This window comes from Pseudomonas kulmbachensis (assembly GCF_963681935.1).
GTDB lineage: Bacteria > Pseudomonadota > Gammaproteobacteria > Pseudomonadales > Pseudomonadaceae > Aquipseudomonas > Aquipseudomonas kulmbachensis.
Genome location: NZ_OY817088.1, coordinates 2838285 through 2862258 on the forward strand (window position 1 = coordinate 2838285; position 23974 = coordinate 2862258).

The window sequence follows — 23974 nt, forward strand, 5'->3', positions numbered from 1 at the left end:
CGTGTGACACTTGACGAGAGCGGGCTATTTGAGTTCCCATGAAACCGGTTTCAGCGCCCTCGCGCGAAACCGCCTGCGATAACTCAAATAAAAGGTTTCAGGCCGTGAACAGTTTTTCAGCAGCCCAGCGCACCCGCGTAACCATGCTCGATGTTGCCCAGCGGGCCGGTGTGTCCAAGGCCAGCGTGTCGCGCTTTATTGGCGAAGACCGCGCCTTGCTCTCCGAAGCCATTGCCGAGCGTATCGAGCGTGCGATCAATGACCTGGGCTATCGCCCCAATCAAATGGCCCGTGGCTTGAAACGCGGACGTACGCGGCTGATCGGGATGCTGGTGGCCGATATTCGCAACCCCTATTCGATTGCGGTCATGCATGGCGTAGAAACCGCCTGCCGTCAGCACGGTTACAACCTGGTGGTGTGCAACACCGACCGCAATGACGAGCAAGAGCGTCAGCATCTGGCAGCCCTGCGCTCCTACAATATCGAAGGCCTGATCCTTAACACCCTTGGCCATGACCCTGACGCGCTGCTTGAGCTGCATCAGGAAATGCCCATCGTGCTGATTGACCGTAAAGTCGAGCAACTGCACACCGATCTGGTCGGCCTCGATAACGCTGATGCGGTGCGCATGGCCCTTGAGCATCTTGAGCAGCAGGGTTATCGCGACTTGCTGATGGTCAGCGAGCCGGTCGACGGCACCAGTTCGCGGATCGAGCGCATCCACAGTTTTACCAGCCAGCTGGCCGCACGCCCCGCCCTGCGCGGAACCGTGGTGAAAACCGGCGCGGCACTGCACGCTGATATCCAGACTTTCCTGCACACCCCGGGCCACGGCCCCAAGGCTCTGTTTTGCGCCAACGGCCTCGCCGCGCTGGCCTGCACCCAGGTGCTGCGCGAGTTGAACTGCCAGTTGTTTGCAGACGTGGGCCTGATTGCCCTCGATGACCTGGAGTGGTTCCCGCTGGTTGGCAGCGGCATCACTGCCCTGGCCCAGCCTACGCAACAGATGGGTGCCAGTGCATTTAACTGCCTGTTGAAGCGCCTGAGCGGCGACAAGTCGCCTGCTCGGGCGCTGAACTTTGCCCCGCAGTTGATCGTCCGCGGCTCTACACAACCCCTGACTACCTGACACTTTACCGGCTGACAACCCTTGAACCGGTCGCCAGCCGTTTAACGCACAATAAAATGAAACCGGTTTCAGAGATCAATAACAATGACTACATTCCCCGTTTCCATCAGCCTCTCGAGCTACGGCGCCGATCTGGTTCGCCAGCGCGGACAAACCAACTTCATTGAATTGCTGGCCAAGGCCGGTGTGACCCGTATCGAACTGCGCGAAGAGTTGTTGACCAGCGAAGACCCGAGCACCTTTAGCCAGGCCGTTCAGCAACAGGGGCTTGAATGTGTGTTTTCGTCGCCACTGGAACTGTGGGAAGCCGGACAATCGCGGCCCAATACCCAACTGCAGGCTACGTTGCAGCGAGCCCACGCCTTCGGCGCCAAATGGCTGAAAGTATCCCTGGGCTATTTCACCGAACACTGTGACCTGCAAAACCTGGCGGCCTGCCTGAACCAGCAGCCGGTGCAGTTACTGGTGGAAAATGACCAGACCTCCTACGGCGGTCGCATCGAGCCGATGCAGCGCTTTTTTGATCAGGTCGAGCAGCAGCAAGCGCCGATCAGCATGACCTTCGATATCGGCAACTGGCATTGGCAAGACCAATCGGCCAGCACCGCCGCCCGCCTGCTGGGCCGCTACGTCACTTACCTGCACTGCAAAGGCGTGAGCCGTCGCGCGGACGGCAAACTGATTGCCACACCACCGACCGCCACCGACTTGCAGCAGTGGCAACACCTGATGACCCATATGCCCCATGGCCTTACCCGCGCAATTGAATATCCGTTGCAGGGGTCGAACCTCGACGTACTGACCCTGGAACACGTTGCCGTGCTGGCCCGCTTGAGCCAACAACAGCAGGAGTTGAGCCATGTCTAAAGTTGATGTGTTGTCGTTTGGCGAAACCATGGCCATGTTGGTCGCCGAACACACTGGCGATCTGGCGCAGGTCGAGCAGTTCCACAAACGTATCGCCGGGGCTGACAGCAACGTCGCCATTGGCCTGGCGCGTCTGGGTTTCAATGTGGCCTGGTTGAGTCGTGTGGGTGCGGACTCCCTGGGCCGCTTTATACTCAATACGCTGCAAGCCGAAGGGCTGAACTGCCAGCATGTCGAAGTCGACCCGCAACACCCGACCGGTTTCCAGCTCAAATCCCGGGTTGACGATGGCAGCGACCCACAGGTGGAGTACTTCCGCCGCGGCTCTGCCGCCAGCCACCTGAACCGTTCTGCACTTACCCCGGAGTTGCTCGGTGCCCGGCATTTGCACGCTACCGGCATCCCGCCTGCGCTCTCGGCAAGCTGCAACGAATTGTCCTTTGAACTGATGAAGTCGATGCGCGCCGCGGGCAACAGCGTGTCCTTCGACCCCAACCTGCGCCCTTCACTGTGGGCCAGCGAACAACAGATGATTCGCGACATCAACGCCCTCGCCGCCCATGCCCACTGGGTATTGCCGGGGTTGAGCGAGGGCCGTTTGCTGACCGGTTACGACGACCCATCCGACATCGCCGCGTTCTACCTCGACCAAGGTGCTGAGGCGGTGGTTATTAAATTGGGGGCCAAAGGCGCGTTCTATCGCACGGCCCAGATTGAGCAGTTCGTTGCGGCCGTGCCGGTCGCCAACGTCATCGACACCGTCGGCGCCGGGGACGGCTTTGCCGTCGGGGTGGTCAGTGCCTTGCTGGAAAACCTCGGTTTTGCCCAGGCCGTGGAGCGCGGCAACTGGATCGGCAGTCGTGCCGTACAGAGCCGTGGCGATATGGAGGGCCTGCCAACCCGCGCCGAACTCAACGCCTACCACGCGCTGCCCGCGTCCCTTGAAATCCCTTTATCTGCTTGATCCGTCACCTGCTGCGTAAAAACAAAAACAAGCTCAGGAGCACCACATATGCAATCGCTAAAACTCGCCGCCCGTCGTTGGTGGTACATCATGCCGATCGTGTTTATCACCTACAGCCTGGCGTACCTTGACCGTGCCAATTACGGCTTCGCCGCCGCCTCAGGGATGGCCGAAGACCTCAATATCACTCCTGGCCTGTCGTCGTTGCTGGGGGCGCTGTTCTTTCTTGGCTACTTTTTCTTTCAAGTGCCCGGGGCGATTTATGCGCAGAGAAACAGTGTTAAAAAACTGATCTTTGTCAGCCTGATCCTCTGGGGCAGCCTCGCCACGCTGACCGGCGTGGTCTCCAGTGCTTACTGGCTGATCGTCATCCGCTTTATGCTCGGGGTGGTTGAAGCTGCCGTGATGCCTGCGATGCTGGTGTACCTGTGCCACTGGTTCACCCGTGCCGAACGCTCCCGCGCCAATACCTTCCTGATCTTGGGCAACCCCGTGACCATGCTCTGGATGTCCGTCGTTTCGGGCTATCTGGTGCAGCACTACAGCTGGCGCTGGATGTTTATCGTCGAGGGCCTGCCTGCGGTGCTCTGGGCCTTTATCTGGTGGCGTCTGGCCGATGACCGCCCAAGCGAAGCCAAATGGCTGAGCAACCAGGAAAAACAGGACCTGCAAAGTGCGCTGGATGCCGAGCAAGTGGGCCTCAAGCCGGTGAAGAACTACGCTGCAGCGTTCCGTACCCCTGCCGTTATCCTGCTGGCCCTGCAGTTCTTTTGCTGGAGCATCGGGGTCTACGGTTTTGTGCTGTGGCTGCCGTCAATTCTCAAGCAAGGCGCGCAGATGGACATGATCGAAGCCGGCTGGCTCTCGGCCCTGCCCTACCTGGCTGCAGTGATCGCAATGCTGGCGGTGTCCTGGGGCTCGGACAAACTGCAAAAGCGGAAACGTTTCGTCTGGCCGCCGTTGCTGATCGCGTCTATCGCCTTCTACGGATCTTACATGCTGGGTGCCGAACACTTCTGGTGGTCCTACGCCTTGCTGGTGATTGCCGGTGGCTGCATGTACGCACCTTATGGCCCGTTTTTCGCCATCATCCCGGAAATCCTGCCATCCAACGTAGCCGGTGGCGCCATGGCGCTGATTAACAGCATGGGCGCGTTGGGTTCCTTTGCCGGCTCGTACCTGGTCGGTTATCTGAACAGCTCGACCGGCTCAACAGCCGCGTCCTTCCTGCTGATGAGCGGCGCCCTGATGATTTCGGTACTCCTGACACTGATGCTCAAACCCGCTGCCAAAGACCCTGCTGCGCCGCAACACAGCACTTCGCAACGTCTGGCCCACTCTTGAATTCAACGTTGGTGATTCCCTTGAAAAAGAATGTCGTGCTCTACAAAGAACTGTCCCCGGCGCTGATGCAGCGCCTTGAAGCTCACGCCAATGTCACGCTGATCGAGCGCCTTGACGCCGAGGGCATGAACAAACTGCGTGCTGCCCTGCCCCAGGCCCAGGGCATTCTGGGTGCAAGCCTCAAGCTGGATGCCCAGTTGCTGGATCTGGCGCCAAATCTGGAGGCGGTGGCCAGCGTGTCGGTGGGTGTCGATAACTACGACATCGACTACCTGACCGAGCGCAAGATCCAACTGACCAATACCCCCGACGTACTTACCGAAACCACTGCAGACACAGGCTTTGCCCTGGTTCTGGCCAGCGCCCGCCGGGTGGTGGAGCTGGCCAATATGGTGCGTAACGGCAAATGGCAAAAAAACGTCGGTCCCGAGCACTTCGGCACCGACGTGCATGGCAAAACCCTGGGCATTATCGGCATGGGCCGTATTGGTGAGGCCTTGGCTCAACGCGGGCACTTTGGCTTCGGGATGCCGGTGATTTACCACAGCAACTCACCCAAGCCTGCGGTCGAAGCACGCTTCAACGCGCAGTACCGCAGCCTGGATGAGCTGTTGCAGCAAGCTGACTTTATCTGCCTGACCCTGCCCCTGACCGCGCAAACCGAAGGTTTGATCGGTGCCGAGCAATTTGCCTTGATGCGCCCCGAGAGCATCTTTATCAATATCTCTCGCGGCAAGGTAGTGGACGAAGCGGCGCTGATTAACGCCTTGCAACAAGGCCAGATTCGCGGCGCCGGGCTCGACGTGTTCGAGCGCGAGCCATTGGAGCTGACCTCGTCCTTGCTGCAACTGGATAATGTAGTGGCCACGCCGCATATCGGCTCGGCCACCTTTGAGACCCGTGAAGCCATGGCCCGCTGCGCCGTAGAGAACCTGCTGGCGGCATTGGCCGGTGCTCGCCCGGCCAACCTGGTTAACCCGCAAGCATTGCGCTGATCAGCGGCCGGCCTTGATCGTGGTCCACACCCGCGTGCGGACCCGATCAATATTCAGCGGCATGGCCTCCAGCGCAAACAGCTTGTCCATCATTGCGGGGGTTGGGTAGACCTTGGTGTCAGCCTTGATTTCAGGGCTGACCAAGGCATCGGCCTGCTCGTTGCCATTGGCGTAATGCACATGGTTGGTGATCCCGGCCATCACGTCCGGGCGCAGCAGGTAGTTCATAAAGCTGTAAGCGGCTTTTTCGTCTGGCGCATCGGCGGGCATGGCAACCATGTCAAACCAGATGGCCGCACCTTCCTTGGGAATCGCATAGCCGATTTCGACGCCGTTATTGGCCTCTTTGGCCCGGGTTTCGGCTTGCAGAATATCTCCCGAAAAACCGACTGCTACGCAGATATTGCCGTTGGCCAGATCACTGGTGTACTTCGATGAGTGAAAGTAGCTGATATAAGGGCGGACCTTGAGCAGCAGCTCTTCGGCTTTCTTGTAGTCGGCCGGGTTCTTGCTGTGATGGGGCAAGCCCAGGTAGTTGAGCGCTGCCGGCAAGATTTCCGGGCCATTATCGAGAATCGCCACCCCACAGGACTTGAGCTTCTCCATGTTTTCGGGCTTGAAGATCAGATCCCAGGAGTCCACCGGTGCGTTGTCGCCCAGCACGGCCTTGACCTTGGCGATGTTGTAACCAATCCCGGTGCTGCCCCACAGGTAAGGAAAACCATGTTCGTTGCCCGGGTCGTTGACCTGCAATGCCTTGAGCAGCACCGGGTTGAGGTTTTTCCAGTTCGGCAGTTGGCTCTTGTCGAGTTTCTTCAACGCCTTGCCCTGGATCTGCCGCGCCATAAAGTGGTTGGATGGAAACACCACGTCATAACCGGACGAACCCGTCATCAACTTGCCATCCAGCGTCTCGTTGCTGTCAAACACATCATAGCTGAAAGCAATACCGGTATCGCGCTGGAAGTTCTTCATCGTGTCGGGGGCAATGTAGTCCGACCAGTTATAGACCTTCACAGTTTCGGCGGCCTGGCACAGCGTACCGGCCAGCATCAGGGGCAACAGGGTCATACGGATCATGAGTCGATTCCTTGCATATTTTGGGCAGCTGTTTTTATTGGCAGGTTTCGGCGATCAAAGGATCAATACATAGGTCTTGCGCACGGTTTCCTGGATATCCCAGATTCCGGTGCTGTTGGCAGGCAACATCAGTGCGTCGCCTGCTTCTATGGTCAGGGTTTCACCGTTATCCGGGGTGAAGGTGCAGCGACCTTGAATAAAGTGGCAGAACTCCTGCTGCATGATCTGCCGACGCCAACGCCCTGGGGTGCATTCCCAGATGCCGGTCTCGACGCCGTCGTTACGTTCGACGCAGGTCACCGACGTCACTGCCACCGGCGTACCAAGCGGTACGGCCACCGGGAAAGACTCTTGCAAGGTCACGTGGGCGGTGTTCTTGAACTGAGTGATGCTCATGGAATGCTTCCTGTTAAGCGCAAGTGTTGGGTTAGTGCATAAAACTTTCCATAAACCCCGCCATGCGGCTGGCAAATTGCCGACGCCAGGGCGGGCTGTCCGGATTGGCCAGGGTTTTGTCTTCGTACACAAAGCTGCGAATGATCGCGTTGTAGCCCAGCCAGCGGCACGGCTCAGGCTCCCAGGACTTGAGCGCGCCCAGGCCACCTTTGGTCAACACCCATGGTTGTTTTGTTTCAAGGGTGTCGCGCTGCAAAATCAGGTCGGCCAGGGTGCGCCCGCCCAAATGACTGGCCCCTACGCCCTCTCCACCGTAGCCACCGGCCAGCGCTATCCCCTGTTGGCGATCACACAGCATGTGCGGCTGAAAGCGTCGCGACATTCCCAGGTTGCCGCCCCAGGCATGGCTGATTTCGACGTTTTTCAGTTGTGGGAACAGTTCACCAAACAGGTAGCGGCGCAGTTCGATTTCGTCAGTACTGAGGTCGAAGTTCTCACGCAGGCGTCCGCCAAACTGATACCCCCCCCGAGCCCCGAATACCAAGCGGTTGTCCGCGGTGCGCTGGCCATAGGTGACCTGACGACTGCTTTCGCTGAAGGCCTGGCCGTGGGACAAGCCTATTTGATCCCAAATGGCCTGGGATAATGGTTCTGTAGCCACTATCAGGCTCTGCACAGGCAATTGATAACGCCCCAAAGGCGCAAGGGTGTTGGCATAACCTTCCACGGCAGGCACCACCCAACGGCTGCGCACCTGAGCCTTGGCGGTGCGGGCATAACCGGCACGCCACTCTGTGACCGGGCTTTGCTCGTAAATCTTCACCCCCATGCGCTCAACGGCGCAGGCTAATCCGCGTACCAGTTTGGCGGGGTGAATGGTTGCGACATGCGGGGTGAAAATCCCGCCATAAGGCTTGGCGACGCGGATTTGCTGCGCCAGTTCGGACGGGCTCAGCCAGCGGTAGTCAGATTCGTTCAAGCCTTCGCCATAAAGACTGGCCAGATAGCTGCGCAAGCTGACCTCTTGCTCGGGATAGCGCGCAGCGCAATATAACGCACCACCTTTGCGGTAATCGCAGTCGATGCCTTCACGATCGATGACGTTCTTCACTTCATCGGGAATACCGTGCAGCAAGTCGAAGGATTCGCGGCGCTGCTCTGCAGACAAGCCGGCAAGCAAGCGATCCTCGCCCAGCAGGTTGCCCATCAACCAGCCACCGTTGCGCCCTGACGCGCCAAAGCCCGCCGTTTGCGCTTCAACGATGGCGATACTCAGTTCAGGCGCATGTCGTTTGAGGTAGTACGCGGTCCACAGCCCGGTATAACCGGCGCCGATAATGACCACATCGACATCCAAATCGTGCTCAAGGGACGGCCGGGGCGCAAGCTCCTCCCCAAGCTGGTCCATCCATAAACTGATTGAGCGCCATGCTGGCATTACCGACTCCACACCGATCCAAGAATGGCTCGATCCTAGTCGTTAGCGTTATGGCGCGTCTTGCGTGCGTGCCCGCAAAGAAATTTGTTTGGCGTAAGCCTTGGGCGATTGCCCCGTGTGCTGGCGAAAACAGCTGTAAAACGCCGATATCGAGTTAAAGCCCGCCGAAAAAGCCATTTCATCGACTTTGACCTGGACCTCGGCTACATCCATCGCGGCCAGCACATGGCGTAGCCGCGCTTGATTCACATAGCGATAGAAGCTTTGTCCCAGCACCTGATTGAACAAATACGACATCTGATTGCGCGTATAGCCACAGGCCTTGGCCACTTGCTGCAAGTCCAACTCGGGGTCGAGCCAGGGTTGCTGGCGCTCGAAGTAGGTTTGCAGGTCTTGCGCCATAAAACTCAGTTGCCGGGCCGACAGCCCAAGGCGACTGACTGCAGGCCGCAGCGGGCCTTGACGCGCCGGGTTAGCGGCAACTTCGTGCACCAGCGAGGCGTATTCGTTGACCTGCCAGATCAGGCCGTCGCGCACGGTAATGGCCTCGCTGGCGCGGAAAGCCACCAGCCCCTGACTGCCGCGCAAGGTCATGCGGTACTGAATAAACGCGGTATTGCCATCCAGACGAATGCGATCACTGTGCTCCAGTGCTTCGTCCGGTTCTCTGGGCATGGACGACTGCACGTACTCGCGGAGTTCATCAAGGCGCATGATCCGATTCTGAAAGAAGTCGTTGTAGGTCACATCCGGGTGATAAAGCGCCATTACCCCGTCAAGATCCCGATGCTTCCAGCACAGGTGATATCGCATCACGGTTTCGCCAGTGGCGCGGGTGTGCTCGGGGCCGTCGTCTGGGGTTGACATGGAACGCTCGAAGGCAAAAAACAGAGAGTGCCGAGTTTGTGCGCTACCTTCAATGGGCACGTGCAGTAGATAAACAGCCTAAGTACATGATTCACATCAAAGTCTGGACAAACAACCGAGGGCGGGGCAAAAAAAGGCTTAGCGCTATCAGTCTTGGATGCTAGCTTGGATCACGAAGGAGTCGTCAACACACGCGGCCAGAATCAAGCCGCTGACACAATTTGAGCTAAAGGAATCGCTCTATGAATACTCAAGGCAACATCAATAAGGTCACCTTCCCGAACGCCTGCCAACTGATGCGTTGGCATTTCCATCCGATGGGCTTCGAGGCAACCATGGACGCACCGAGCAGCATGGTCGCCAGGCTGTTTGACCGCGCCAGTGGTGAAACCCTGATTGCCGTCGCCGGCATCCCCTGCTCGGTGGTCATGACGCCCGGCCAAGTGGGCCGCATCATCCAGTCCGTTGAAGACGAACTCGAAAGCTTTGTGCCGCCGATGACGTGGCAGGCGCAGGCCTGATTTTGTAATCCTTGTAGCAGCTGCCGAGCAGCGCGAGGCTGCGTCCGATTGCGAAGCGATCGTAAATTCTGATTACCGGGTTTAACTGAACCACTGCGGTGTCCGGTTTTACGACGGCTTCGCCGCCGAACGCAGCCTCGCGCCCGCAGTCCTGCAACAGCTGCATGGCAAGACTGATGGCGCCCTCCTTGTAGCAGCTGCCGAAGGAACGAGGCTGCGTTCGGTTGCGAAGCGACCGCAAATCCTGAGTCCGGGATTTACCTGATCCACCGCAGCGCCCGTTTTTACGACGGCTTCGCCGCCGAACGCAGCCTCGCGCCACTCGACAGCGGCTACAGGTCTACCTTCAATCTCCTAGTGCAGTGCCTTCGCGGCGCGGATCAGCGCCGGCTGCCCAGCCATCTTTATCCCGCACAATGATCTGCGTACCGCTGGTCATCTCGATAAGCGAGACCTCATGCCCGCGGTCCTGCAACTGCTGCACCAGCGCAGGGCTGACACGACCCGCCTCGAGCTCCGTGCCGACATTGCGACTGCCGAAGTTGGCAAGACTGATGGCGTCCTGCGGGTTCAGTTTCCAGTCCAGCAGGCCTACCACCGCCTTGTTGACGTATTCGATTATCTGAGAGCCGCCAGGCGAGCCAATGGTTGCGACTAACTCGCCACTTTTACGGTCAAACACCAAGGTCGGGGCCATTGAAGAACGTGGGCGTTTGCCTGGTTCGATGCGATTGGCCACCGGCTTGCCATTTTCCTCAGGCACAAACGAGAAATCAGTCAGCTGGTTGTTCAAAATGAAACCATTGGTCATCACATGGGAACCAAACGCAGCTTCAACCGAGGTGGTCATCGATATGGCCCCGCCCTGGTCGTCGACCGCGGCTATCTGCGAGGTGGATATACGCAATGGGGATCGATCGGGAGCCAGTGCTAGGTTGATTCCCGCTGGAACCCCCGCCTTGGCGCGCCCCATGCTCTTGTCTCCGATCAGGGCAGCCCGTGTCTTGAAATAGGCTTTATCAGTCAGCCCTTTCACATTGACGGGCACGAAAGCGCTGTCCGCCAGATACAGCGCCCGATCCGCGTAGGCCAGACGTTCTGCCTCGGCGATCAGGTGCACCGCAGACACCGAAGGCTCCAGACCTGCGCCAGAGTTGCTTGGCACGGGCGGCATCGCAGCCAGATCCAGCGCTGGCGATTTATTCTGCAGGGCTTCGAGAATGCCCAAGGTCTGCAACACGGCGACACCACCCGAAGACGGCGGCGGCATGCCGCAAACTTGCCACTGCTTATAGTCACCACAGACAGGCTTGCGCTCCTGAGCCTGGTAACCACTCACATCGGCCAGGGACAGTGTGCCGGGACGGGCGTGGGACCTGACCTTGTCCACCATTGCCTGGGCGACTGGCCCTTGGTAAAACGCGTCCGCGCCCTGAGTGGCAATGGCTTGCAGGGTACGTGCAAGTTCCGGGTTTTTCAGCAATGTACCGACTGGCAGAGCTTGCCCTTGAGGGGTCAGGAAGTACTTGGCCATTTCCGGGGAGTCGGCAATGAATTTGTCGGCGGCGATTTGGCCGTGCAATCGGCGAGACACAGGAAAGCCTTGGCTAGCCAATTGAATAGCCGGTTGGAACAGGTCATGCCAAGGCAGTTTGCCATGTTGTTGATGGGCCATTTCCAGTGCTCTGAGCACCCCTGGCACCCCGACAGAACGCCCGCCTATCTGGGCATCCGCAAAGGGGATTGGCTGGCCATCTGCCCCGAGAAACATACCGGTGCCGGCACCTGCCGGGGCCGTCTCACGACCATCAAAGGCCTGCACCCGCTCGCCATCCCAGTACAGAATAAAAGCACCGCCACCAATGCCACTGGCCTGGGGCTCTACAAGTGCCAGTACTGCTTGCATGGCTATTGCTGCATCAATCGCAGACCCGCCTTTTCGCAGCATCTGTTGCCCGGCGGCGGTTGCCAGAGGGTTCGCTGCCGCTGCCATGTGTCGGGTTGCGTGTACAGGGATCATGTCGGAGCGAAAACCCGAGGATATCTCGGGCGCAGGTGGCAATTCGGCGGTTTTCTGCTGCGGCGGCTGCTCGTTACTGCACCCTCCCATCCACAGGGCCAGCGCTGCCAAACCGATCACACGGGCACTATTGTTTTTGGTAAGCAGGGTGTTAATCAAAACGAGTTCCTTCTACTGATTGTTGTTATTTAGCCGCAAATCATCAAAAAACGCTTTGCCCTGGGGCACGCGGTCCGAGGCTTTGGGGATATTCGGTCCCTGGGCATCCTGACTTTCCAGATACCAGTAGCAATGTTTTACCGCCCGGGTGATACCCACATAGGCCAGGCGCAGGATTTCGTCTTTCTGCGCATTGTCATACGGCTCGGGGTCACCGTCCTTGCCCAGGCCCGCCATGCGATACACCTGATTCTTGTACGGGGACGATGTCAGATGCTGACAGTCACCCAACAGGAAAACAGCATCCGCCTGCAAGCCCTTGGAGCTGTGATAGGTCAGTTGTTTTAACCTGCGGTCTTCTGGTGCCAATCTCGAATCTACATTAACTACAGACTGTATATCCTTTTCTATCAATAACTTATCGCTGCTTTTTCGATACAACATTAAGATGCTATCGCCTGCGTTGTAATGCTCGATCAAGCGCGCAGCCAACCCCTGATCGTCGCGGTGCAAGACACTCACCGGAACTGGAGTCTTGGGTTCGCCGCTGGCCTTGGCCCGTTTACCAGGGATCGATGGCGCAGCACGGACGATATGTTCGGCGGCATCGATGATGTGTTGATGGCTACGAAAGTTGTCGCTGAGCATCACCCTAGTGGTGGCAGGCGACGGGAACTCTTTGTTGAACTCCATAAAGTACTTGGGCGAACTGCCCCGCCAGCCGTAGATCGATTGCCAGTCATCCCCTACACACAACAACGACGAGCGTTGGGCCCCGCGCCCCACATGCATCGCCGGGCCACGGCTGCGGATCTCGCGCAAGCTGGCGCGCAGCCACGATACGATCTGCGGCGAGACGTCCTGAAACTCGTCAATCATCAAGTGCGACAGCGGGCGCAGTTGTGCATGGCTCAGCAATTTGAAGTTCTGCGGGGTGTTCTCGCCAAACAACGAGAACATGCGGTTGTAAGTCATGACCGGCGGGGTCTGTGCCAGCAGGTGAGCTTCGAGCGCCCGCCAGTACAGGCTCAGGGCCTCGAAGAAAAAGCGATCTGGGTCATCCTTGGCAAAGCGCATATCGGCCACGGCAGCTGCCACGTCGAGCCCCAGGTTTTCGATAAAACTTGCCGCCGCGACAAAACTGTCGAGCAACGGCGCCGAACCCAACTCGCCCTTGAGTTTGTAATCAAACCCCGGACCGGCGCTGGCATCACCGGCCAGCGAGCCTACAACACGCTTTGAAGAATCGTAATTTTCCAACCAAATCAATGGCTTATTACAGAAAGCTTGAAACAGGGTGCGTTTGACCGCCCACTCGGCGCGCACGCTGAGTTTGGCTCCGGGACGGCAGATCTGCGGATTCTCACGCGGGTCGAAGCCCAGCACCACCCACGCATCCAGCTCGGCAATATAGCCGTGACAATGGAACTGCGAGCCATTGATCTCGACCGTTTCGCGATTGGGCTCGATACCTTTGATCGGCCACGCCCCGGCGGCAAACCACAGGTCTTCGAGGGTATCGCAGAGTTCTTCGTCACGCTTGGCGGCCAGTTCGGTCACGGCCATGCGCTTTTGCACATCGGGGTGGTCACGCTCCAGCTCCTTGAGCTGCAAGGCGTGCATGCGCAGCGGTGCCAGGGTCTGGCGGAAGCGCTCATCACCACTGTAAAGCTCGTGAAAGCAGGCATTGAGCTGCTGACGCTGAGCATCGTTGATGCGCAAGTCAAACGGGTTGCTGTCGGTATCGTCGTCGTTGAGCAAGCTGCGCGTATTCAGGGTCTCGAATGCCTGCAATTGAGCGTAGCCGGGCAAGCTGCGCACCATGGGCAGAATCCGCGAGTGGAACGTGCGCACCACATCACGTGCTTCCTTGAGTGACAGCGTACGGCCCCACAGAGCAAAGATTTCCTGCAGCTTCTTGATGAAGTCCTTGCGCGACTCGCGGGTAAAGGTCACTACGGTCATTGAATCGAGCTCAAAACCCAGGTAGTGGGTCAACAGCAAGATCCGCAACACCAGCGACGTCGACTTGCCTGCCCCAGCGCCGGCAACCACCGAGGTCGACGGCGTATCGCTGAAAATCATCTTCCACTGCGCCGCGCTGGGCTGAGCGTGCTCGGGCAGGATCGCGGCAACATCGGCCTTGATCTGTTTTTTCAGCTCGGGGCCCAGCGGCAGCCGCCAGTCATCGAACAGGTTGTCATCAATACCGGGGGCACGCAGTTCCTGCGCACGCGTGTCACTGATAAACAGCACCTGGCGGCCCTCTTCCAGCCCTTCGACATGGCCCTCGGCATAGCCGTAATCAACCCCGGCGCTATGCCCGCTGCGAAACCCGTCAGCCTGGCCCTGTAGCCAGGACGCCGCATGTTGTGCGCGCAAGCGGCTTAAACCACTGCCAAACAATCGCGCCGCGAGACGCTTGAGCAAGGGCAATTGGGTAATGGGGGCAAGTTCATCAGGCAGATCGGGATTGTGTTGCGGCACGCTGACTCCAGGGTGTGAGGCTGTCCGGGCGGATGGGCTATGGTCGCCGCATTGTGCGTTGAGATCTAGCTAATTGCTTGAGCATCAGCCGTTTAGAGCATGCAGTGAAGGTAAATAGCGATTTACTGATGCTCGAATACATCCATTAACTAGATTGGTTTAACGCATTTTTTAAGCTTTTTATCGATATGTTGATGCTGGAGAATCATTCCATCATCAACCGGGTAGCCGTTCACGACCCACGCAGGAGACCTATCATGCTTGAACTCAGACCCTTCGCCACCCTGGGCGGCGCAAACCACGGTTGGTTGGACGCCCATCACCACTTTTCGTTCGCCGAGTACCATGATCCAGCGCGGATGAACTGGGGCAACCTGCGGGTATGGAACGACGATATCATCGCCCCTGGCACCGGGTTCCCGAAGCACCCGCACCGCGACATGGAGATCATTACCTATGTCCGCGAAGGCGCAATCAGCCACGAAGACAACCTGGGCAACAAGGGCCGCACCGAAGCAGGCGATGTTCAGGTCATGAGTGCGGGTACCGGGATTGCGCACAGCGAATACAACCTGGAGTCGTCGCCGAGCAAAATCTTCCAGATCTGGATCATTCCGAATCAGCAAGGCGATGCCCCGGCGTGGGGTGCCAAGCCTTTCCCCAAAGGTCAGCGCGAAGGCTTCGTGACCCTGGCGAGCGGCAAGGATGGCGACCATGAAAGCCTGCGCATCCGCGCTGACGCCCGACTGGTTGCAGCCAACCTCAAAGCCGGAGAAACCGCCGAGTACCAACTGGACAGTGGTCGCCGTGCCTATTTGGTGCCTGCCACAGGGGTGATCGAGGTCAACGGCCTGCGAGCCAGCGCCCGGGACGGCGTGGCCGCAGTAGACGAGTCGGTGCTGCGGGTAACGGCGATTGAAGACAGCGAGATCGTGCTGGTGGACATCGCCTGATCCCCCTTCACCTGTCGCCGCTGCCGCTGGCTGCGCTGGGGTCCGCAGCGACCCCGCAGCGACCCCGCTGCGGCCCCCAGCGGCTACATTCAGGAGGTGGCTAATGCCTGGGCATTGGCCTTGCGGCGCTGAATCAAGTACCCCAGTACCGCCAGTGGCGCAGTTGCCAGCATCACCTCAACGGTGATCAACAGTGGCTGGCTGATAAAGGTCGACACCAGTAGGCTGCCCAGAAAGCACAACCCAAGCTGCAAGGTATTCTGCAAACCCGCTGCTTTACCGGAGTTTTGCGAAAACGGCATCAGTGCATTGGCGACCACAATCGGATAGCTCGCACCGTTCACCAGCGCCATCAGACAGAACGGAATCAGCAAGGTCGCCAACGTTGGCTCGGTCTGAGTCGCGACCAGGTACAGCCCCACCATGCTCGCGCAGTAGGCAACCAGCAACCAGGGCAACAGTGTGCGACCACTGATCCGCTGCAAGGCACTGCGACAGCCGTAACCACCCACCATAAACGCCAGAGTCGGCAACGCGTAGCTCAAGCCGATATCGCTTGGGCTGTAGCCCATGTCACCGAGAATAAACGGCGATGCCGTCAACCAGGCAAAGAAGCTGGCCGAACACGCAGCGAAGATCATCACGTTACCGCTGAAATTTGCCGAACGCAGGATCTGCCAATAGCTCACCTTCGACTGTGCAACAGCTTTTGGCGTTGAACGGGGGCTTTCCTTGAGCAGCAGCGTGGGCACGATCAGCAACACCGCCAGGCCCAGCAACACCGCGAAAATCGCCTGCCAGCCCAAGTGGCTCAACACCACGGCGCCCAGCAGAGGGGCCAAGGCCGGTGATAGCCCCATCAGCGGCATGATCCCGGCGAACACGCGATTGGCTTTATCGGCCGGATAGCGATCAATCACCAGCGCTTGCCAGGTCACAGCCGCCGCGCAAATACCAATGGCCTGGATAAACCGCAAGCTGAGCAACAGCACGGTGTTATCGACCCAGAACATCCCGGCACACCCCAACGCGAACAGCGACAAACCTGCCAGCAGCACCGGCTTGCGCCCAAGGCGGTCCGACAGCGGCCCCCAAAGCAACTGGCCAAAGGCAAAACCGGCCAAAAAGATGCTTAGACTCGCCCCCACTGCACCGGCGGACAGCCCTAATTCACTGCGCAACGTGCCGAATGCCGGCAGATACATATCCATCGCCAGATAGCCCAGCATGCTGAGCCCCGCGAGATAACAGGTAAAACCAAAAGAGTTCTTCATGTGCACCCAAAAACTTGCCATCAAACAATTTGTTGACTGGCGCGTATTATCCGGCTGAGGATTTGCTTGTGAAGCGATAATAATTGCCAACTAGCATCAAATATTTTGAAGGCAAACCCATGTGGTCTGAATACTCGTTGGATGTAATTGATGCCGTGGCTCGCCACGGCAGTTTCAGTGGTGCGGCTCAGGAGCTGCATCGCGTGCCCTCCGCCGTCAGCTACACCGTGCGCCAATTGGAACAGTGGTTGGCGGTGCCGTTGTTTGTTCGTCGTCATCGCGATGTGGAGCTGACGCCCGCCGGGCAGATGTTTGTCAAGGAAGCCCGCGACGTGATGAAAAAAATGCTCGGCACCCGGCGCCTGTGCCAGCAGGTTGCAAACGGCTGGAGCGGCCAGTTGCGAGTGGCTGTGGACTCGATCATCAAGCATCCGCGATGCCAGCAAATGGTGATCGACTTCTATCGTCACTTTCCGGATGTGGAGCTGATCGTTCAGTACGAGGTGTACAACGGAGTGTGGGATGCGCTGGTCGACGGTCGTACCGACATAGTCATCGGTGCCACGCGCGCGGTGCCAGTGACGGGCAGCTTCGCCTTTCGCGACATGGGCTTTATGCACTGGCTGTGTGTGTCCAGCCCACAGCATGCGCTGGCCTCGGTTGCCGGGTTGCTCGGGGATGATCATCTACGTCCCTACCCCGCGCTGTGCATGGATGACACCTCACGCAACCTGCCCAAACGTGACACCTGGACCCTGGACAACCAGCGCCGAATGATGGTGCCCGACTGGAGCGCGGGGCTGGCCTGCCTCAGCGATGGCTTGTGTGTCGGCATGGTGCCTGCCCATCTGGCGCAGCCCTTGATCGAGCAAGGCAAACTGGTTGCCCTGAACTTGCAACGCCCCTTCCCGGCCAGTCCTTCCTGCATAGCCTGGTCGCAAAAAAATCATTCCCCGGCCATGAGCTGGCTGCTGGAATACCTTGGCGATACGGCCACCCTTAGCCAGGAATGGCTCAATGAACCTCAAACAGAATCGGATACAGCGACACCACCAACAGAATCGCCATTGTCAGGTTGAAAGCCAGCAACCATTTGGGTTTGGTCAGCACGTTGCGTAGCGCACTGCCGCAGCCCGCCCAGACGCACACGCTGGGTAAATTGATGATGGCAAAGACCAGCGCAATGATGAACACATTGGCGATATAACCCTGGGACGGGGTGTAGGTGGTAATTGCACCGATGGCCATTACCCAAGCCTTGGGGTTGACCCACTGAAAAGCCGCCGCACCCCAGAAGCCCAAAGGCTTGCCCTGGGCCGAATCCGACTCGGAAACCGGCCCCGAGGTCGCAACTTTCCAGGCCAGATACAGCAAGTACGCCGCTCCCAGGTATCGCAGCACGGTATAGGCCATGGGCACGGCCTTGAACACCCCGCCCAGCCCCAGACCAACCGCCAGTACCAGAAACATGAAGCCAAAGCTGATACCCAGGGCATGGGGAATGGTGCGCCGGAATCCGAAGTTGACCCCGGAGGCCAGCAACATGGTGTTATTGGGGCCGGGGGTGATGGAGGACACAAACGCAAACAGTGCGAAGGCAGAAATCAATTCGAGGGAAAACGGCATGGGATTATCCGGCAGTCAGAGGAGCGGTGAACTCACCCTATAGGATTACCGGCTTGGCAGAGCGCTACAGATGGGCTCTATTTTTACCGCACACATTGAAAGTGGATTGCGTTTTTACGACAGCCTTTTCACGTCACGTTCACATCATCAAGTCTAGATTGGCCCCACTCCTTTAATGAATCCCATTTGGCCCGCTCCCCCCAGCGGGCCTTTTTTTGAGCGCTTTTTAATGGCCTTCAATCGTCCAGGGACTTGACCTGTTTCGCCGGTTTTACCGGCTTGGCCGACTTGCCCGCCGCAACGCCTTTGGCTGGAGTCTCAACAGCCACCGGGGCCTGCGTTTCCTTTTCAGCCACTGGCAAGGCATCGATGGTTTTAAACAGCTCGTTAAGGTCAACGTCGCCGACCGTCTCGACCTTCTTCTCACCATCCTTGCCGATCAGGATCACCTTGGCCTTATCAATGATCATCCCCGGCTTGAGCCCGCGAATCAGCGACATCGTGCTCTGGGGTTCAAGGTCCTTGCCATCACGCTTGCCGGTAATCCCGACAATCGTATAAAGCACCATATTGTGCTCGTTAAACGCCTGCTTGGTGGCGGGGTCTTCAAGCGCTTTTTTGAGGGTCACCAGCGTTGGATCGGCATCTGCACGGGCAACGATGACCAGCGGGCGAAACTTGCCGCGGTCCTGCTCAAGGGGGTTGGGAACTTCAACGGCCTGCACTGTGCCAGTCACCAGCACACTGGCGAGGATCAATAAACGGATAAACATCCAGACCTCCTTTTATTATCGGACCGGCTTCGCGAGCGTATTGCCAATGCCTTGAAACCCTTGGCGTTGAGCCTGTCATTCAGAGCTTAGGCCAAGGGCCCAGTCACGCAACCGGGTACTCGGACTTTGCCTTCCATGTTTGTTTTTTGCAACTGCGGTCCAGATCGCTCGCTCATGGAAAGATGAACGCAAAATGCTTGAGCAGCCATGTCAGAGTGATTTGACGGTGCGGTTTTTCGCTCTGTAGTAACGGGCCATTGCTACAACCGCCATCAGCACAATTACACCCAGTGCAATAGGCAAACGATACGGTTTCAGGTCGCCCAGCACACCTTCCAAAAACTCCCCGGCCCAATACCCGGCACTGGCAAACAGCGTTGCCCATGCGGCAGCGCCCAAGGCGTTGATGCAGGTGAATTTCAATGGCGAGACCTTGCACGCACCGATCACCATAGGCCCAACAAGACGCATGCCATACAAGAAACGCACCGAGAAAATCGACACGGTCGGGTACTGGTTGATCAGTTGCGTCACACGATCAATGGCAGCCTGCTGTTTATGCAGCCGCGGTAATAGTCGAGCACCAAAATATCGGCCAGCCCAGAACAGCAACTGGTCGCCCAGCATCCCCGCCAGGCTGGCGTAACCGATCACTGGCAAGAGCTTGAGCACATGCTGGTGCGCAGCCATCCCTCCCAGGATCAGAATGGTTTCACCCTCCAGCAAACAGCCGATAAAGACGGCCAGATAGCCATAGGTTGCCAGCAAGTAATTGAAGTCGATGTGCTCAAACATGCGTGATCTATAGCTCCATTTAAATCAGTGGGTTAAGCGTCCATCTGGTGCAGTCCTGTACACCGCGACTCAATGCCGATGTCGATGATGAATATCCGGAAAATGCGGGTGATTGTGCCTGATCGCGACATGTTGATGCGCATGACTGTGGGGCCCATCCACAGAAACATCCTCGGCATGCTCATGCTGATGATGCTCGTCGTGGGTATGGCGGTGAGTGTGCTCGAGCGACAGATGCTCATGTTCGTGCTCATGGCGTTCCGTGAGATGCAACCAGACCCCGAAAATCATAAAGGCTGCTGCCAGCCAAAACAGCAGCGATACCGACTCCCCCAGCACCAGAATGGCAATCGCCGCGCCCAAAAAAGGCGCTGTCGAAAAATACGCTCCGGTTCGCGCAGCCCCCAGGCCGCGTAATGCCAGCACAAAAAGCACCAGGCTCACGCCATAGCCTAAAAACCCGATCAGCAGTGTCGGGCTCAGCACGGCTAGCGGCACAAGCTTGGCCCCTAGCGTGAATGCAATCGTGCAGTTCACCAGCCCCGCGAACAAGCCTTTGGCCCCGGCGATAAACAGCGCGTCAGAGGCAGACACCTTGCGCGTCAGATTGTTATCAACCGCCCAGCACAAACAGGCAAAGGCAACCGCCAGCGGCCCCAACCAGGAGTGCGACTCCCCCGCTGCCGCCTCCGAGGGCCACGACAACACAACGCCCCCGGCAATGATCGCCAACATCCCCAGCACAATCCGCCGGTCAGCGTTTTCCTTGAACACCACCCACGCCAACAATGCAGTCAGCACGGGCTCAAGATTCAACATCAGCGAAGCCGTCGCGCCGCTGGTGAGCGTCAAACCGAACATCAGGGCCACAGGCCCCAGAATTCCGCCAAATACAATCGCACCGACCAGCCAGGGCCACTCACTTGCACTCAAGCCAGACGCTGACCAGCCGCGGTCGCGAATGCAACGCACCAGCAGCAGGCCCAAGCCACTGCCCAAATACAACAACCCGGCCAGCATCACAGGCGGCACTTCAGTGCCCAGCACCTTGGCCAACGGAGTACTGGCGCCAAACAGCGCGGCAGCTGCCAATGCGTAAATCACACTTGTATTCATCACACCCACTTCTGTAACAGTCGTGCAAGCATCCTAGCCCAGCCCGGCAACATAAGCCGAAACAGCAATGGACATGACTCCCACGAAACGGTCGATTTACCGGGATTAAACCAAGTCCGTTCCATATATCTATGATTTTTCGACGGTTTTATCCCGTCACCGAGCAAAAAAATGTGTACAAATGACCGCTATCGAACTTGCCTCATCGGCGCAGGCTCTATATATTCGTCCACCTGTCACGCAGGCACTGAGTACTTTACTGGTTAAAGCACCTTCCTTCCTGACCCGCTTTACAGCGCTACCGCCCGAATGGCGAAATTGGTAGACGCATGGGACTTAAAATCCCCCGCTCGTAAGGGCGTGCCGGTTCGATTCCGGCTTCGGGCACCAAACAAATCAAGGGCTTGCATGAGATTCTTCGTGCAGGCCATTTGTTTTTTGCACCGCAAAAATTCAGACCGCTCCGCAATTCCTCATTTTCGCCCTTCCCCTGGCGTCCTGCCAAAGCACAAACCCCCAAGCTCATACCACTGCCAAACACCTCGTACCCGACACTCGCAGCTGCATGCCGCACCTTGAGTTCACCTATGGTTTTTAGTGATACTGGATTGATTGCGACATCACGGGAACCGTAGACAATGCCTCTCACCAAGCCCAACCAAGAGCTACGCAGGAATCTGAAAGCCGCAGCCTTCGCTCTCGATGAAGCCGCGCAAGATCTGTTCCGGGAAGCTAAAGGCTATGCTGAACCCGAGTTCCTGATGGCTATGGCAAAAATCGCAAAGCTTCATGAACACGTGGATCGGCTGACGATGCTGGCGGACGAAGTAAAAGCTGGAAAGATTGTCCGGGATTAATTGACCACTACACATCACTATAATATTGACTAGCTATTAGGAATAAATTTGTGAAGCAATATGATCTGGTGTCACAAGAGGATGAGTGGGGTTGCGGAGCGGCCTGTGTAGCCTCGCTTCTGGGGATTACCTATCGAGAGGCAAAGAACCTCGTAGAGGATATTAAAGGCCGATCGGTCAATGCCAAGCCACACGGCCTCGAGCTTCACCACATAGCACTCGCCCTACAGGCCGAAGGCGTAAAAGTAATTGCTGATTGGGATTCTGCTGTGCATCACCCAGACGGTTCGATCGTTTGTATCGGAGGGAAGTCACGCTACAAATATGAGCATTACATTTTGAAGACGCCGAACGGATGGATGGACCCCTGGTTCGACCTCAAAAAGAACAATATGGTAGCTAAGTACCGAGACGATTATCCGAAAGGCGCTGATTTCCTTGTAGCGCTAATACCGGTGCAAGCCTAGAAACTCATTTGATGAGGCGTACATAGCTTTGGCACGCCCGCAACGCGATCAGTCCTTGGTCGCCGTCGTGGGTGATTCCGATAATTCGTTGAGCATGCGCTTGGTTAAGTTGGGCTCGACAGTCTCCATGAACCACGCCACCGGCGTCCTGCCGACCGAACACAATCCACCTATAGCAGTAGTGAACAATCGATACATCGCTGATAATCTCGGCGCCACGTTCGCCATACATTTAGGGATGGAGGCGAAAATAGAAGCCCTGGAGTCGCGAACCTCCGGGGCTTTGCTTTTTCTGGCCAGCCAGCAGAGCAGCCCTGATAAAATATTAGGTAGCAAACTATCTAATATTTAGGCTACATTCCCCGCACATGCTCCTGCCTTACCTCTCAGGGCGGCGTAGCCTTGCCGATATCAGCACGAAAGGAGAGATTTGATGCGCTTTTTTTTAGCGTTGGGGGTGATCACATTGTCCTTGATGGGCTGCACCCATACCCCGAACTCACCAAACATTACGTTGGAAACCAATAAATTACCGAAGGAGTACGCGCTATGCGTTTTCCATAAATGGCAGAAGGAGAAACCAAGCACTACGATCTCTGAGACTAGAGGCCACTATAGAGTCGTGGTCGAAAGTAAGGCCGCAGCAGACGAAATTCTCGACATCTACAAAACCGCTCAGGGCAGTAAGGTCTCTATGTACCAGCGAATGCCACTGTCGTCGGTATTTGGAGGAGGTTATCTTGAGAGCGTTGTTCGCGACTGCTTATAAATCTTATTGGCACACCCTCAACACATACTCCTGAAGCCCCTTCAAGGCTGCCCGGTCTTTGATGATCCTTGCTCTGATATCGAAAACAGTTCGTCCAGCAGCTCCAGCGAGTTCGACGGTTCCGCCATCATCCAGGCGGGAGGCGCTGGTGGTATCGGACAGATTGCTGCCACTGGCACTACAGCGCCCCGCGATGCGCAGCCTACGATCACCAGCGACAACATCAGCACGCAGCTTTTCATTCTCAGCAAGTGCATGGGCTTTCTCCTTGGTTGTTCTGGCATCGAGATCGGCACGGGCTTGCTCTGCTACGCGCTGCTTGTCTAGCGCCTGGCGCGCCTGAGCGGTTGCAGCGCTGGAAATGGCAGTCAGATCAGCTTGATGCGCCGCGTTTAGGCTAGCCAACTCCTTCCCGTAGCGCCAAGCGTCCACTTTCCATGTGGCAAAACAAGCAATGGCCACCAGCGCAACAAGAGCCAGCCAGCGCCCCGGGGTCACGCCAACACCTTCAGCGCTCGGGCATACAGCGCCTGACGATCTGCGGCACCATTCTGGCCGCCATTGATGCGCTGAGTGATCTTGCTGAAGCTACCGGCATCGGCCAGGGTGTTCAGCCCCCTGCTCGCCCAGAACCATGCTGCAGACATGCAGGCGTGTTGCGGCTTCTCCAGCAGCTCAGGGTGATTGATCAAGTCGAGGCCCAGCGCTTCGCCGCACGCGGCGTAGTTGGCGCGACCAGTGATCTGGATCAGGCCGCGCCCGCGATACTTGGAGCCGTCACCCGCCACGGTATTGCCCAGGTCTGCCCTGCCCTCATAACGAGCCTGCGCTTTGGTTGGGCCCCAGATCTCTTTCACATACTTGAACTGGCCAGACTCATGTCCGATCTGGGCGATGAAGGCCGCCACGCGTTTCGTGCCAACAATCTGGTAATGGTTCATGGCCGTGTTTAATGCGGATACAAAAACGCCGGCTGATTGGCCGGCGTTCGGGAGGATCTGTTGCAGCTGCTGTGTGGTGATAGGCATACTTTTCTCCGGGCGATAAAAAGCCCGCTCTGGCGCAACCAGACCGGG

Annotated in this window: 24 protein-coding genes, 1 tRNA gene and 1 pseudogene; 12 read left to right on the forward strand and 14 right to left on the reverse strand. The window is 57.7% G+C overall.

The features are described 5' to 3' along the window. Nucleotides 1–104 precede the first annotated feature (104 nt). The 5 genes from U5A05_RS12875 to U5A05_RS12895 all read left to right on the forward strand — a co-directional run bounded on the left by U5A05_RS12875 (nucleotide 105) and on the right by U5A05_RS12895 (nucleotide 5300). Entirely contained in the window at nucleotides 105–1130 is a 1026-nt protein-coding gene (locus U5A05_RS12875) for a LacI family DNA-binding transcriptional regulator (RefSeq protein WP_321833186.1), read from the forward strand. Nucleotides 1131–1214: 84 nt separating this feature from the next. Continuing rightward, entirely contained in the window at nucleotides 1215–1997 is a 783-nt protein-coding gene (locus tag U5A05_RS12880; RefSeq protein WP_321833188.1) for a sugar phosphate isomerase/epimerase family protein, read from the forward strand. After that, nucleotides 1990–2961: a sugar kinase gene (locus tag U5A05_RS12885; protein ID WP_261738330.1), complete on the forward strand. Its 972-nt coding sequence runs from the start codon at nucleotides 1990–1992 to the stop codon at nucleotides 2959–2961. The genes U5A05_RS12880 and U5A05_RS12885 overlap by 8 nt, the downstream gene beginning before the upstream one ends. Nucleotides 2962–3009: 48 nt before the next feature. Further along, nucleotides 3010–4305, forward strand: a complete 1296-nt coding sequence (locus U5A05_RS12890; RefSeq protein WP_261738331.1) for an MFS transporter — start codon at nucleotides 3010–3012, stop codon at nucleotides 4303–4305. A 20-nt stretch (nucleotides 4306–4325) separates the two neighbouring features. Then, nucleotides 4326–5300, forward strand: a complete 975-nt coding sequence (locus U5A05_RS12895) for a 2-hydroxyacid dehydrogenase (RefSeq protein WP_321833190.1) — start codon at nucleotides 4326–4328, stop codon at nucleotides 5298–5300. Here the strand turns inward: U5A05_RS12895 and U5A05_RS12900 are convergent, their stop codons facing one another. The 4 genes from U5A05_RS12900 to U5A05_RS12915 are packed head-to-tail and all read right to left on the reverse strand — an operon-like array spanning nucleotide 5301 to nucleotide 9081. Beyond that, nucleotides 5301–6380 (reverse strand): polyamine ABC transporter substrate-binding protein, encoded by a 1080-nt coding sequence (locus U5A05_RS12900; protein WP_261738333.1) that lies wholly within the window; start codon nucleotides 6378–6380, stop codon nucleotides 5301–5303. It lies immediately after the preceding gene. Nucleotides 6381–6434: 54 nt separating this feature from the next. Beyond that, nucleotides 6435–6776 carry a cupin domain-containing protein gene (locus U5A05_RS12905; RefSeq protein WP_261738334.1) on the reverse strand — a complete coding sequence of 114 codons (342 nt, stop codon included), beginning with the start codon at nucleotides 6774–6776 and terminating at the stop codon, nucleotides 6435–6437. 31 nt (nucleotides 6777–6807) lie between these two features. Continuing rightward, nucleotides 6808–8214, reverse strand: coding sequence for an NAD(P)/FAD-dependent oxidoreductase (locus tag U5A05_RS12910; protein WP_321833194.1), 1407 nt, complete (start codon nucleotides 8212–8214; stop codon nucleotides 6808–6810). 48 nt (nucleotides 8215–8262) lie between these two features. Further along, nucleotides 8263–9081 carry a helix-turn-helix domain-containing protein gene (locus tag U5A05_RS12915; RefSeq protein WP_321833196.1) on the reverse strand — a complete coding sequence of 273 codons (819 nt, stop codon included), beginning with the start codon at nucleotides 9079–9081 and terminating at the stop codon, nucleotides 8263–8265. A 242-nt stretch (nucleotides 9082–9323) separates the two neighbouring features. On the opposite strand from U5A05_RS12915, the gene U5A05_RS12920 reads away from it, so the two are divergent. After that, nucleotides 9324–9602, forward strand: coding sequence for a DUF1652 domain-containing protein (locus U5A05_RS12920; protein ID WP_261738337.1), 279 nt, complete (start codon nucleotides 9324–9326; stop codon nucleotides 9600–9602). Nucleotides 9603–9948: 346 nt separating this feature from the next. On the opposite strand, the gene ggt is transcribed toward U5A05_RS12920, so the two are convergent. Together ggt and U5A05_RS12930 are read right to left on the reverse strand one after the other, a co-directional pair. Next, nucleotides 9949–11712 carry a gamma-glutamyltransferase gene (ggt, locus tag U5A05_RS12925; RefSeq protein ID WP_261742433.1) on the reverse strand — a complete coding sequence of 588 codons (1764 nt, stop codon included), beginning with the start codon at nucleotides 11710–11712 and terminating at the stop codon, nucleotides 9949–9951. 81 nt (nucleotides 11713–11793) lie between these two features. After that, a complete protein-coding gene (locus U5A05_RS12930) occupies nucleotides 11794–14268 on the reverse strand; it encodes a UvrD-helicase domain-containing protein (protein WP_321833198.1) in 2475 nt (824 codons plus the stop codon). A 257-nt stretch (nucleotides 14269–14525) separates the two neighbouring features. Here U5A05_RS12930 and U5A05_RS12935 point away from each other — a divergent pair, with 257 nt between their 5' ends. Next, nucleotides 14526–15221, forward strand: coding sequence for a pirin family protein (locus U5A05_RS12935; protein ID WP_321833200.1), 696 nt, complete (start codon nucleotides 14526–14528; stop codon nucleotides 15219–15221). 89 nt (nucleotides 15222–15310) lie between these two features. Here U5A05_RS12935 and punC read toward each other — a convergent pair whose 3' ends face one another. Then, nucleotides 15311–16495: a purine nucleoside transporter PunC gene (gene punC / locus U5A05_RS12940; protein ID WP_261738340.1), complete on the reverse strand. Its 1185-nt coding sequence runs from the start codon at nucleotides 16493–16495 to the stop codon at nucleotides 15311–15313. Between the two features lie 119 nt (nucleotides 16496–16614). Here punC and punR point away from each other — a divergent pair, with 119 nt between their 5' ends. Continuing rightward, the gene (gene punR / locus U5A05_RS12945) at nucleotides 16615–17574 is read left to right on the forward strand and encodes a DNA-binding transcriptional activator PunR (RefSeq protein WP_321833203.1); all 960 of its coding nucleotides are present in this window, start codon (nucleotides 16615–16617) and stop codon (nucleotides 17572–17574) included. Here the strand turns inward: punR and U5A05_RS12950 are convergent. The 4 genes from U5A05_RS12950 to U5A05_RS12965 all read right to left on the reverse strand — a co-directional run bounded on the left by U5A05_RS12950 (nucleotide 17510) and on the right by U5A05_RS12965 (nucleotide 20805). Continuing rightward, a complete protein-coding gene (locus U5A05_RS12950) occupies nucleotides 17510–18121 on the reverse strand; it encodes a LysE family translocator (protein ID WP_261738342.1) in 612 nt (203 codons plus the stop codon). The genes punR and U5A05_RS12950 overlap by 65 nt on opposite strands. 236 nt (nucleotides 18122–18357) lie before the next feature. Beyond that, complete coding sequence (locus tag U5A05_RS12955; protein WP_321833204.1) at nucleotides 18358–18894, reverse strand: DUF4174 domain-containing protein; 537 nt, start codon at nucleotides 18892–18894, stop codon at nucleotides 18358–18360. A gap of 210 nt (nucleotides 18895–19104) precedes the next feature. Beyond that, nucleotides 19105–19689 (reverse strand): DedA family protein, encoded by a 585-nt coding sequence (locus tag U5A05_RS12960; RefSeq protein WP_261738344.1) that lies wholly within the window; start codon nucleotides 19687–19689, stop codon nucleotides 19105–19107. 69 nt (nucleotides 19690–19758) lie between these two features. Then, on the reverse strand, nucleotides 19759–20805 hold the full coding sequence (locus tag U5A05_RS12965; protein ID WP_321833206.1) for a DMT family transporter: 1047 nt from the start codon (nucleotides 20803–20805) through the stop codon (nucleotides 19759–19761). A gap of 303 nt (nucleotides 20806–21108) precedes the next feature. On the opposite strand from U5A05_RS12965, the gene U5A05_RS12970 reads away from it, so the two are divergent. From U5A05_RS12970 to U5A05_RS12980, 3 genes are all read left to right on the forward strand, one after another. Further along, a tRNA-Leu gene (locus U5A05_RS12970) sits at nucleotides 21109–21195 on the forward strand. Between the two features lie 248 nt (nucleotides 21196–21443). Next, complete coding sequence (locus U5A05_RS12975; protein ID WP_321833207.1) at nucleotides 21444–21662, forward strand: hypothetical protein; 219 nt, start codon at nucleotides 21444–21446, stop codon at nucleotides 21660–21662. Nucleotides 21663–21712: 50 nt separating this feature from the next. Continuing rightward, nucleotides 21713–22129, forward strand: a complete 417-nt coding sequence (locus tag U5A05_RS12980) for a hypothetical protein (RefSeq protein WP_321833208.1) — start codon at nucleotides 21713–21715, stop codon at nucleotides 22127–22129. Between the two features lie 4 nt (nucleotides 22130–22133). Here the strand turns inward: U5A05_RS12980 and U5A05_RS12985 are convergent. Then, a pseudogene (locus U5A05_RS12985) lies at nucleotides 22134–22274 on the reverse strand (lysis protein); the annotation flags it as partial. Between U5A05_RS12985 and U5A05_RS12990 the strand changes: the two are divergent. Then, nucleotides 22257–22481 carry a hypothetical protein gene (locus tag U5A05_RS12990; RefSeq protein ID WP_321836560.1) on the forward strand — a complete coding sequence of 75 codons (225 nt, stop codon included), beginning with the start codon at nucleotides 22257–22259 and terminating at the stop codon, nucleotides 22479–22481. The pseudogene U5A05_RS12985 and the gene U5A05_RS12990 sit on opposite strands and share 18 nt — an antisense overlap. A 420-nt stretch (nucleotides 22482–22901) precedes the next feature. On the opposite strand, the gene U5A05_RS12995 is transcribed toward U5A05_RS12990, so the two are convergent. Beyond that, the gene (locus tag U5A05_RS12995; protein WP_321833209.1) at nucleotides 22902–23396 is read right to left on the reverse strand and encodes a lysis protein; all 495 of its coding nucleotides are present in this window, start codon (nucleotides 23394–23396) and stop codon (nucleotides 22902–22904) included. Then, nucleotides 23393–23926, reverse strand: coding sequence for a glycoside hydrolase family 19 protein (locus U5A05_RS13000; protein ID WP_321833211.1), 534 nt, complete (start codon nucleotides 23924–23926; stop codon nucleotides 23393–23395). Before U5A05_RS13000 ends, U5A05_RS12995 begins: the two co-directional genes overlap by 4 nt. Between the last annotated feature and the right edge of the window lie 48 nt (nucleotides 23927–23974).

Excerpts from the sequence above, each read along its gene's own strand:
- U5A05_RS12880 (WP_321833188.1), top strand. The coding sequence starts at position 1,215 with ATGACTACATTCCCCGTTTCCATCAGCCTCTCGAGCTACGGCGCCGAT.
- U5A05_RS12885 (WP_261738330.1), top strand. The coding sequence starts at position 1,990 with ATGTCTAAAGTTGATGTGTTGTCGTTTGGCGAAACCATGGCCATGTTG.
- U5A05_RS12890 (WP_261738331.1), top strand. The coding sequence starts at position 3,010 with ATGCAATCGCTAAAACTCGCCGCCCGTCGTTGGTGGTACATCATGCCG.
- U5A05_RS12900 (WP_261738333.1), bottom strand. The coding sequence starts at position 6,380 with ATGATCCGTATGACCCTGTTGCCCCTGATGCTGGCCGGTACGCTGTGC.
- U5A05_RS12905 (WP_261738334.1), bottom strand. The coding sequence starts at position 6,776 with ATGAGCATCACTCAGTTCAAGAACACCGCCCACGTGACCTTGCAAGAG.
- U5A05_RS12910 (WP_321833194.1), bottom strand. The coding sequence starts at position 8,214 with ATGCCAGCATGGCGCTCAATCAGTTTATGGATGGACCAGCTTGGGGAG.
- U5A05_RS12915 (WP_321833196.1), bottom strand. The coding sequence starts at position 9,081 with ATGTCAACCCCAGACGACGGCCCCGAGCACACCCGCGCCACTGGCGAA.
- U5A05_RS12920 (WP_261738337.1), top strand. The coding sequence starts at position 9,324 with ATGAATACTCAAGGCAACATCAATAAGGTCACCTTCCCGAACGCCTGC.
- ggt (WP_261742433.1), bottom strand. The coding sequence starts at position 11,712 with ATGGGAGGGTGCAGTAACGAGCAGCCGCCGCAGCAGAAAACCGCCGAA.
- U5A05_RS12935 (WP_321833200.1), top strand. The coding sequence starts at position 14,526 with ATGCTTGAACTCAGACCCTTCGCCACCCTGGGCGGCGCAAACCACGGT.
- punC (WP_261738340.1), bottom strand. The coding sequence starts at position 16,495 with ATGAAGAACTCTTTTGGTTTTACCTGTTATCTCGCGGGGCTCAGCATG.
- punR (WP_321833203.1), top strand. The coding sequence starts at position 16,615 with ATGTGGTCTGAATACTCGTTGGATGTAATTGATGCCGTGGCTCGCCAC.
- U5A05_RS12950 (WP_261738342.1), bottom strand. The coding sequence starts at position 18,121 with ATGCCGTTTTCCCTCGAATTGATTTCTGCCTTCGCACTGTTTGCGTTT.
- U5A05_RS12955 (WP_321833204.1), bottom strand. The coding sequence starts at position 18,894 with ATGTTTATCCGTTTATTGATCCTCGCCAGTGTGCTGGTGACTGGCACA.
- U5A05_RS12960 (WP_261738344.1), bottom strand. The coding sequence starts at position 19,689 with ATGTTTGAGCACATCGACTTCAATTACTTGCTGGCAACCTATGGCTAT.
- U5A05_RS12965 (WP_321833206.1), bottom strand. The coding sequence starts at position 20,805 with ATGAATACAAGTGTGATTTACGCATTGGCAGCTGCCGCGCTGTTTGGC.
- U5A05_RS12975 (WP_321833207.1), top strand. The coding sequence starts at position 21,444 with ATGCCTCTCACCAAGCCCAACCAAGAGCTACGCAGGAATCTGAAAGCC.
- U5A05_RS12990 (WP_321836560.1), top strand. The coding sequence starts at position 22,257 with ATGAACCACGCCACCGGCGTCCTGCCGACCGAACACAATCCACCTATA.
- U5A05_RS13000 (WP_321833211.1), bottom strand. The coding sequence starts at position 23,926 with ATGCCTATCACCACACAGCAGCTGCAACAGATCCTCCCGAACGCCGGC.